The 9,499-nt window shown below is 47.6% G+C and carries 8 protein-coding genes and 1 pseudogene; 2 read left to right on the top strand and 7 right to left on the bottom strand.

Annotated elements, in window-relative coordinates; translation table 11 throughout:
- Positions 1 to 447: 447 nt before the first annotated feature.
- Both F8N44_RS17700 and F8N44_RS17695 read left to right on the top strand, forming a co-directional pair.
- A complete protein-coding gene (locus tag F8N44_RS17700; protein WP_150651184.1) occupies positions 448 to 615 on the top strand; it encodes a DUF2897 family protein in 168 nt (55 codons plus the stop codon).
- A gap of 381 nt (positions 616 to 996) precedes the next feature.
- Positions 997 to 1,554, top strand: a complete 558-nt coding sequence (locus tag F8N44_RS17695; RefSeq protein ID WP_150651183.1) for a TetR/AcrR family transcriptional regulator — start codon at positions 997 to 999, stop codon at positions 1,552 to 1,554.
- A gap of 252 nt (positions 1,555 to 1,806) precedes the next feature.
- Here F8N44_RS17695 and F8N44_RS17685 read toward each other — a convergent pair.
- From F8N44_RS17685 to F8N44_RS17655, 7 genes and pseudogenes are all read right to left on the bottom strand, one after another.
- Positions 1,807 to 2,585 (bottom strand): annotated as a pseudogene (locus F8N44_RS17685) (SDR family NAD(P)-dependent oxidoreductase); the annotation flags it as partial.
- 165 nt (positions 2,586 to 2,750) lie between these two features.
- Positions 2,751 to 3,086, bottom strand: a complete 336-nt coding sequence (locus F8N44_RS17680) for a ComEA family DNA-binding protein (protein WP_150651182.1) — start codon at positions 3,084 to 3,086, stop codon at positions 2,751 to 2,753.
- A 111-nt stretch (positions 3,087 to 3,197) separates the two neighbouring features.
- Entirely contained in the window at positions 3,198 to 5,195 is a 1,998-nt protein-coding gene (locus F8N44_RS17675) for a polysaccharide biosynthesis protein (protein WP_191630908.1), read from the bottom strand.
- 289 nt (positions 5,196 to 5,484) lie between these two features.
- Positions 5,485 to 6,195, bottom strand: coding sequence for a NeuD/PglB/VioB family sugar acetyltransferase (locus tag F8N44_RS17670; RefSeq protein ID WP_150651181.1), 711 nt, complete (start codon positions 6,193 to 6,195; stop codon positions 5,485 to 5,487).
- A gap of 64 nt (positions 6,196 to 6,259) precedes the next feature.
- On the bottom strand, positions 6,260 to 7,366 hold the full coding sequence (locus F8N44_RS17665) for a glycosyltransferase family 2 protein (RefSeq protein WP_150651180.1): 1,107 nt from the start codon (positions 7,364 to 7,366) through the stop codon (positions 6,260 to 6,262).
- A gap of 234 nt (positions 7,367 to 7,600) precedes the next feature.
- Positions 7,601 to 8,527, bottom strand: a complete 927-nt coding sequence (locus F8N44_RS17660; RefSeq protein ID WP_150651179.1) for a glycosyltransferase family 2 protein — start codon at positions 8,525 to 8,527, stop codon at positions 7,601 to 7,603.
- Between the two features lie 184 nt (positions 8,528 to 8,711).
- Positions 8,712 to 9,499, bottom strand: a 788-nt coding sequence (locus tag F8N44_RS17655) for a glycosyltransferase (protein WP_191630907.1), incomplete at its 5' end; no start/stop codon positions are given.

Raw genomic sequence — 9,499 nt, 5'->3', positions numbered from 1 at the left:
GCGCATCTTTCGTTAATAGAAAAGGAATAGCATTGTAAACCATAATCCCTATCGGCCGGACCGCATTATAGCAGGTGCCTGTAACACCCTCTCCGGAACCAGTAATAAAATCGGCGCACGACTGGCCAATTATCCTGTATGAATCTGCATCACCATGAACTGGGAAATCCATTTGAATCCTTATTTAGATGTATTACGTTGATTGATAATATCATGAGAATGTTGCGTTTTGTCATAGGTTCCACCTCATGGTCTAGCCTGCAGACGGGTTGAGCCAAGCACGCTTTCCCTCCCCGTAAACCCTCATTCGTTACGTTCTCGTAGTGAATGGAGTGCTTGGCCCACCTCAAGCGAGGTAGAATGGAACCACTGCGACAGCAGATCACTCATAGAGATACGTACAATCGCTAGGCCACACCTCCCTCTCTGCCACTCAAGGAGTACCGTATGCCCTGGTATGCATGGTTGATTCTGGTCGTTGCCATCGGTTCGATCGTTGGCGGCCTAATGATGCTGCGAGACACAGCCAACAAAGTCGAGCTGACCGACGAGCAACGCAAACGCGTCACGGAACGTAATGCGGAGATGGATGCGAAGGACGCGCAAGACCGCTAACGCGTACCAAGTGATACTGCAGTGCTGAATTGCGCTGCTCTGCAGCAGCGCGCGTCTGCACTTTTTGCTCCAATTTCCCTCCTCCTGCTTGTTGCTTTGTGGGCGCCTCCAGCGTCGTCTGCTCCAGCGCAAATTCGCCCCCTCCCCAAAAAATATAGGCTTATGCCGAAAATCGCAAAACGTCAGTAGTTTTGCATCAAATTGGCCAGCGACGCGCCTCAACGGCCGTGATGATAGACAGCCCATAGCTGATCGATGTCGGAAAACGCCGCCTACCTATTTGTACTCAATTGAAAGCATCTGAATTTTTTTTAGAAGTAGAAGTGTAGTCACTATTCGATGTTCATTAGGTAATATGCAGCATTGTTGTGGAGAAATCAGATGCGTTACTCGCAGGACCATAAAGCTCAAACCCATCAACGCATCATCAAGGAAGCATCGGTGCGCTTTCGTCGCGACGGCATCGGTGCAACGGGCTTGCAACCTCTAATGAAGGCGCTGGGCCTGACTCACGGCGGCTTCTATTCGCATTTCGAGTCAAAAGACGAGTTAGTGGAAAAAGCACTTTTGGCGGCAAGCAGTGAAGTTGATCTCGTTTGTAAGGAGCTGTTTGCCCAGGAACGCCCCCTAGAAGCCTTTATCAATACCTATCTGTCGCAGTGGCACCAGACGTCACCACATGAGGGTTGCCCACTGCCCACAATGTCTGCTGAACTTGGTATGCGCGGTAACCCCAGCCCAACCTCCGACGCCGTTCTCAACGCTCGACTTGAACAAATTCAAAAGACGCTTGATGGCGAAAATAGCAAAGATCGCAGTATCATTATCATGTCCGCATTGGTTGGAGCGCTGTTGCTCTCGCGTAGCGTCAAAAATCCCGAGCTCGCTCAACAAATTCTCAACATCACGCGTACGTTTCTGAATGAATCACAGATCTAGCCGTGCCAACGCTTGAACAACACACTTGCATTGAATCCACCGAATCCAAACCCGTGGGGCAAGGCTTATTTAGTTGCCATCGGCCGAGCCTGAACGTGAAAGATATCCAATCCACCCGCGGTGATATCAGGTTATCGAGATTAAGGGTAGCAGGCGCAATCTGGTCACGAATAGCCAAAAGCTTGAAGATAACTTCGACGCCCCCACCCCCGCTGCCCTTGGCAAATTCACTGTTGCCGATTTGGTTAATCGTTACCGCAATCTGTCCCTGATCGCCGAGTAAAAGCCTTGATCGCCTCCAATTGCAACAAATGCGTCCGAATCGGCAACGTCCGACAGGGAAGAGATGGTGACCAATTCTCCCATTTCGAGTGCTGCCAGCGCAGCATCGACCGTCTCCCCCCGCCCCCATAATCGTGTGCTCTGGAATTAAAGAGGCATCTACCCGAGCGTTCCCAGATTTCAGTTCGCGTTACGCCCGGCAATATAGCCTGAGTTCGTACTCCGCTCCCTTCTACTAAGCACCTGACCACTGGCTTAGGTTCGACGCGCTTGCCTTGCTGGCACTATATTTCGCATTGAATCGCTCAGGGATTAGCGCAACCACGGAGGCGATATTAATGATCGTTCCCCGGCCCTCACGGGTAAAACTCGCAGCAGCTGATGCCAATCGTATAAACTGCTGAGACGTTCAATTGAATCAATTGCTCCAGTTGATGAGAGTCAGCTTTAGCCTTGAGCCGTTCATCGCTACGCCGGCATTATTCAGCGCCAAGCCTACTTAAGAGCATCATTGCCCAGGCGCTGGTCCAACCGAAGGAAATCTTCCTTTTGTATAAAATCTCCTTTAAGGACTTCGACCTGAGTCTTGCAATCATCGCCAATCCGGCCCGCAGCCTCGTCCAGTAGACGCTGATCTCGCGCAACCAATAACTAATCAAAACCGAGTGCGGCCAAACGTTGCGCGTACACTGCACCGATGCCTGATGAGGCTCCGTGACAAGTGCCTTACCTCGAAATTGGACAGAGTTATCTACAGTGCTCCCGAGATCTGAGAGACCGCATTAATCGCACTATATTTTATTGTAGGATAATTTTCACAAGCAATATGAGAGCTTTAATTTAACCCGCCAATGCAGGAATTAAAAAGCAAAAAGGCCGGTCACAGACCGGCCTCCAAGCGAAAAACCTTCAGGTTAGTTTGTTTCCAGCTTCTCGCGGTTGCGATCCAGGATTGCCTTACCAATGCCTTTCACTTCCAATAACTCATCAACCGAAGCAAACGGACCATTCGTTTCACGATACGCAACAATTGCGCTCGCCTTGGCCTCCCCTACACCAGACAGTTCGCGCTGTAGCGTTGCAGCATCTGCTTTGTTGAGATCAATTTTGTCGGTCTGTGAGACTTGGCGAATGTCCGATACAACAGGTACCTTGCCTGTCTGCAAGACAACCGATTCCGCGGCAATCACGGCAATGGAGGCACTGCTCAACAGAGCAAAAACCAGGGAATAGAAATAGCCAGTACGCATAGGAGAACTCCATGTCATAGATTTAGGAAACAGCTTTCCGAAGCTGCTCCCCCAAATTTAGGCGACAAATGGAGCCTGTCAAAAATGCGTTCGTTACTGAATGTGAAACAATCAGGGTTCAAGTCGACGCTGCTGGTAGATCCAGTCAACGATTTCCCCGTCTGGTGTGTAGCCGCTCACCGTCTCCCGCAGCATCTGCCGAACGCGGCTATAATCATCTTGCTCAACCGCCCCCAGCAGTTCGCTCAACCGCCCCTTGAGGGTCTCCCAAGGCAAATGGTCTTCATTGGCGCTCATTATCATCGGATGAGTGGTCGCCGAAACTTTATCGCCGATCAATAATTCCTCATAAAGCTTCTCTCCGGGTCGCAGCCCAGTGAATTCGATTGCGATATCCCCTTCGGGGTTTTTTTCTGAACGCACGCTCAAACCGGACAGATGAATCATCTTTTCTGCGAGTTCGACGATTCTTACCGGTTCCCCCATGTCGAGAACGAAGACATCGCCACCCAGTCCCATAGAACCTGCTTGAATCACCAACTGTGCGGCTTCGGGAATAGTCATGAAATATCGAGTGATTTTTGGATGGGTTACCGTCAATGGCCCGCCTGATTTAATCTGGTTGTGGAACAGTGGAATAACAGAACCGGATGAGCCCAATACGTTGCCAAAACGAACCATGGTAAAACGCGTTTTATTGACACGAGATACATTAGCTTTGTCGCCAAATAAAACCGGCGCCAGTTCACGACTCAAGGCCTGAAGTGTCAATTCCGCAAGGCGCTTGGTGCTTCCCATGACATTGGTCGGGCGAACGGCCTTATCCGTGGAAATCAAAACGAAACTGGATACACCTGCCTGCAAAGCAGCCTGCGCAGTGTTGAGGGTACCTATTACGTTGTTCAGCACCCCTTCCGCAATATTGTGTTCGACCATCGGCACATGTTTGTACGCCGCAGCGTGATAGACCGTGTCCACACTCCAGGTGCGCATGACATCCAGCAACTTGTGCTGATGACGAATGGAACCGAGAATCGGAAGCAATCGAACAGATACCGACTCTCTGCTACTACGCTGTTCCAGTTCTGAAAGAATGCTGTAGAGATTGAATTCGCTATGCTCGAACAGAATCAGGGTGATCGGACCTAGGGCAAAGATCTGTCGGCACAACTCTGAACCGATAGATCCACCAGCACCGGTTACCATTACCGTTTTACCTTTTATACACCGTTCAAGTAGTTCAGGATGAGCTGGTACTGAATCACGCCCCAGCAGGTCAGCGATATCGACCTCTTGAATATCCTCAACCTTGACCCGACCACTGGCCAGATCACCGAAGTTTGGAACGCTACGAATATGCAGAGGAAACTGTTCCAGCAAAGTGAGAATTTCACGGCGGCGCGAGCGTGTTGAAGATGGAAGAGCCAATAGAATTTCCTGGGCGCCACTTTCATCAATCATCTGCTGAATATGTTTGGGCTTGTATACATGCAAGCCGGCAATAGAACGATCAGCAATGCCTGGATCATCATCAATAAAAGCGACCGGGCGCATGGCTCTCCCCATCCGCAGCGCCGCAACCAACTGGTTTCCTGCGCCCCCGGCACCGTAGACTGCGACCTTGGTGAGTCCGTCGTCGCGACTGGTGAAGGGCACATGCTGCGCCCCGTGAAACCAGTCACCCATAAAATACTGGCGCATAAACAAGCGCAATCCACCAATAATGACGAGGCTGAGCCACCAATAATTGAAGATGATGGATCGAGGCACAACCGCTTCATGATTGCTGTACCAAAAAACGACCACTGCCAGTAGCAACGATGAAAGGCTGACCGCTTTTACAATCGCAACAAGTGCGTCGTTGCCGAAATAGCGCATCACTGCACGATACATGCCAAAACGAATGAATAACGGAATAGCAATGAGGGGAGCGCTGATAAATAGCCAGAAATGAGCGATGACCGGGTTATATAAATCATCAATCCCGAGACGAACGATGAATGAAAGCCACAATGCCACCCACACCAGCAACACGTCGGTAATCACTTGCAGCAGCCTTTTCTTCCGTCGCGGCAGTCCCAGCAACCGAGCTCTTACATCATCGATCATTCTTATGGCCCTCGCCTTGCTTCGGCTTAACGATAGGATGAGGCGCTTCTTGTCGGCGAAACGACCTCCCAAGTATCATCTTTTCTTCCAGTGCCTCATCGCCCTACCGTCAGGCAGTATAGAGCCAACAGCCAGACTATCCCACCTTGCCGTTCTCACCAACGCCCCTGAAAAATGCTGGGAAGACCTGCAATAGGATCGGTGCTCAAAACGCCAACCAGCTGTCCTCTGTTCGGCAAAAATAATGCCTACCCCACACCACCAGCATTTTTCACCAGCGATGTAACGATTAACGGACCAATTCTAAAAGTATATCCTCATAAAATTGAAGCTCATTTTTCCGAAGTGTTTTCGCAGGAACCCCCGCAACGACTGCGTATGGCTCTACATCCTTAGTCACTACAGCCCCCGCTCCAACAAAAGCGCCAATACCGATTTTGACAAAGGGAAGAACAGTCGCGTTAGTTCCGATTGTGGCGTAGTCTCCAATTTCGATCATACCTGTGATAGCCGCATTTCCCATCACATGTACGCCGTCACCGATATTGCATTCATGATCAATGGTTGCATTGGTATTAATGAATGTGTGTATTCCAATTTTAGAAAATTTATGTACTACTGCCCCAGGCATGATCTGGCAACCGACTCCAACGGAGGATGTCGGCTCGACAAAACTTCTCTCGTGAATAAGGGTGATGGGTATAAGACCCAGTCGCTCCAGATACTCTGCCGTTTTTACCCTTGCATATCCGTGAGCACCCGAGATACACACAACATAGTGAGTCACGCGAGAAAGATTGGCCTTTAGTATTGCAACATCATTGATAAACATTGCTGATGTTTCAAATGCCGGCGCTTCAAGAGTATTATCAAATATGATGCCTACCTCACCAGCATCACTTTCCTTGAGCATTTCCTCTACGATTCTAGCCTTACTTTTCCCCCCCCAAAGCAACACCGAGGGAAGCCCAGAACCAGACTCGCAAACACTTTTCGTCATTACCTGCCATCTCCAAATGAAAACATGAAGTCAAGATTATACTGGATACCAAGAACCAGACAACCTAGCTAGAAAGATCGTTCCGAGGTCGATCAATGGAAATGTGCCCTTCCTCTTTTCCACGCTCCAAATCCGAAATCAATTGGCATTGTCGCTCGATATAAACAAGCTGCTCAGCAATATGCTTTTCTTTCGCGTCTATATAAGACTGAATCTCTAACTCTCTTCGCTGGTGCATTTTATTGAGCCTGTCAACGTACCATAACAAAACACGTTCTGCGGGACGGGAACTCTCGCCCTTTACCATTTCAAACCTGGCCGGAAGTAGCCCAATGACTTTTGAAATTCCGTCGTGATGATTTCCCGTTCTAAGGAAATGTTCAAATACCAATTGAGCTAGTTGTTCCCTCTGGACATCATCCATCCAGTCACAAGAAGCAAAGGGCGTCCACGCTTTAAAGTTTTTGATATTCAGGTACTTTGTACGATCTTGTTTACGATAAGCGTTAGCAAGTGACGGAATAAATGTGACACTATTACCCAACGAGTCAGGGAGGGAGGGTCCTTTTTCGACCGCAAGTACCTTCTCAAGAAACTCGATTTTGTATTGAGTACCTATACGTACCCACATGTCATAGTCGCACATTCGCTTCAAGATAACGCTTGGATCAAACCAGCCAACACTTGCAAATACCTGACGGCGTATTAGTACAGAACAATTGGGAATTATATTTCTCTGCTGTAATAATTCCTGACTGAACGACTGACCAAGTATCCTTGTAAAGCGCTCTGAATTCACTTGAGCCTGACCGTAAATCATTCCCGAGGCAGGGTGTATTCGTGCAACTTCCAATAACGAACTTAGAAGATCTCGCTTCCACTCACAGTCATCAAACTGCCAAGCAATGAACTCTCCCTTGCTCATTTTAAAAGCCGGAAAACAGGTAAGGGCGGGCAGGCCAATATTGATTTGGGTCCGAATATGGTTGACACGTGAATCTTGAGCCGCGATCTCTGCGATAGTTACTTCCGACCCATCAACGGATCCGTCATCAATGACAAAAAGTTCTAAATCCCGCATGTCTTGCGACAGCACACTCATTATTGCATTGCGCAAATAATTTAATGCGTTTCGATTATAAGTAGGAAGCAAGACGGAGACTAATGGCATATGCGATTCACTTCGGCAAGCAGCCAGACAAATCGGCCCCCAGGCTAGGCAGCCCGGAACACACAAGGCTTCCGCGCTTCCACTCAAAAAAATTGTCTGAAACCACAACTAAAGCGGCGCTCACAAAAACAACTTACGTCGTTTTCAGCTCAAACTCAAACACTTCCGTCGATGATTTGCTTGGGAATAATAATCTACCTAGTTCGTGAAAGATCGCTCACCTCATTCAGATGCTCATTGAAGTTTACCTGTGACCCCCGCGATGCCATCCTTTATCCCTTTTATCATCATCGCCAAGCAGCTTATTCTGGAAGAGGAGAAGATACCAAAAAACAAAGCGGCTCTGATACAGCGACAAAAATCCGCCATCTTCCAATTGAATGGCATGTAGGACCTACGCTGTAGCAACAAACTATTCCTGAACATATAGTAATAGCGAAAAGGTGAATGATAAGGAACAGTTCTCCAGCGGAGAAACCAAAACCTTATTCTATGATCACCTAAGGAATGCAACATAATGGCATTTGATATTCCATACAGTTTATAGCCTCTCGCTTTCGCACGAAAACACCATTCTGTGTCAACATGATCGATAAAAAGGCTGGCATCCACTCCTCCGATATCAGTTATAGTTGAAATAGGAATAAGAGAGCCAGATGAGATCAAAAAATCCGCTTCAATGGGCCTACCGTCTGAGACCAGAGCAATTCGCTTGAATCCAAATACGCCCACACGAACGAAGGTGGATAATACCCCACCCTGAGTATCCTTATAACAAGGCGCAACGGCAGCAAGCTTCACACCGGCCGACTGGATATCAGCAGCAGCAGCGCATAGTGTTGAAATCATCCCTTGCTCTGGACAGCTATCCTGATCAAATAAAGCTACATATTTAACCCCAGCTTTTTGCGCATACTCTATTCCAACATTTTGCGCATAGCCGATACCAAAGTTCTCGCCAAGGCTCAAAACCGACAGGTTCTCAATATGAGACTGAGCAACTGCAAAATTGCTCAATGACTCAGAAGAGCCATTATCAACAATAACGATGCTCTCCACCTGCGGCGCTAAAGAATTAACTAAAACCTTCAGACTCTCAAGTTCTGGATGATATGTGATAATTACGGCGCAAACCGATGAAACTGAAAGCTGACTAGTCATATAAAACCCGACTGCAAACGCATCTTCACTGAAATCTCTCAAACCCTATATAAACTAAGACATCGAAGACAACTATCTGAATAAACCACCGCTGTTTTTTTTAACAGCCAAATGATTAAATCAAGCACACGAGAAAAAAACCTTATTCGAAAGCCGCTCACTATAAATGCGACTACTATCACGCTCAAAGCAACTTAGCCATTAGCGTAAAAAAATTTGCCAGACAGAGCACTATTAAGACAGATACAATAAGTAAATGCCCCGTCGATACGCGATTTAACAGCGACCTTACTTTTCGTCTTAAGACAGCCCTAAACATTGAGGAGAATTTAGAATCCTCTTGCGCTGCATCTGTAAAGCCAATCAAACGATAATACTTAAAGAATCTAAATTGAGCGGAACCAAAGTTCTTCAGCGGCGGCATACCGGGTATTGAATCAATTGCAGCCTTCCATACCGGGGCGATGACCTCGTGAGAGTAGTTCGAATCTACAAAAGAAAAAGCTTCGGCTTTAATCCTTTCACACAACGATTGATCATCTACCATCCGAATAATTGCTTCCACCCAATCATCTGGACTGTTTTTGACCAGCAAACCAGACTCACCGGAGCGCACACACTCAACATAGGGGCTGGTTTTACTATATAAGCCAGCTATATTGCAGCCAGCATATTCGCGGAATTTATTATTGGTTTTTGATGCATTAAACTCGCTATCCATCAACGGAGCAAGACCTACAGTCCAGCCCCTGGAGACTTTGAACGCCAGGAATTTTGCATAATCATTAAAACCTGGAAACCATTGAACGTTATTCAACTCGCGCAGACCATCCGAAAACCCGCCAATAAACTCAAAACGAATATCAGGTCGGATTTTATTCAACCGAGCGATGACAACTTCTAGAAATTCAAACTCTTCTTTTTTGCTTCCACCTGCATAACCAACAACAGGATTTTTACGCACAGCAGAAC

Source organism: Pseudomonas fluorescens (genome assembly GCF_902497745.1).
Classification (GTDB): domain Bacteria; phylum Pseudomonadota; class Gammaproteobacteria; order Pseudomonadales; family Pseudomonadaceae; genus Aquipseudomonas; species Aquipseudomonas fluorescens_BM.
The sequence above is the reverse complement of the archived record's forward strand: the minus strand, read 5'-3'. Positions and strand labels throughout refer to the sequence as shown.

Coding starts and splice junctions, on each gene's coding strand:
- F8N44_RS17700 (WP_150651184.1), top strand. CDS start 448: ATGCCCTGGTATGCATGGTTGATTCTGGTCGTTGCCATCGGTTCGATC.
- F8N44_RS17695 (WP_150651183.1), top strand. CDS start 997: ATGCGTTACTCGCAGGACCATAAAGCTCAAACCCATCAACGCATCATC.
- F8N44_RS17680 (WP_150651182.1), bottom strand. CDS start 3,086: ATGCGTACTGGCTATTTCTATTCCCTGGTTTTTGCTCTGTTGAGCAGT.
- F8N44_RS17675 (WP_191630908.1), bottom strand. CDS start 5,195: ATGATCGATGATGTAAGAGCTCGGTTGCTGGGACTGCCGCGACGGAAG.
- F8N44_RS17670 (WP_150651181.1), bottom strand. CDS start 6,195: ATGACGAAAAGTGTTTGCGAGTCTGGTTCTGGGCTTCCCTCGGTGTTG.
- F8N44_RS17665 (WP_150651180.1), bottom strand. CDS start 7,366: ATGCCATTAGTCTCCGTCTTGCTTCCTACTTATAATCGAAACGCATTA.
- F8N44_RS17660 (WP_150651179.1), bottom strand. CDS start 8,527: ATGACTAGTCAGCTTTCAGTTTCATCGGTTTGCGCCGTAATTATCACA.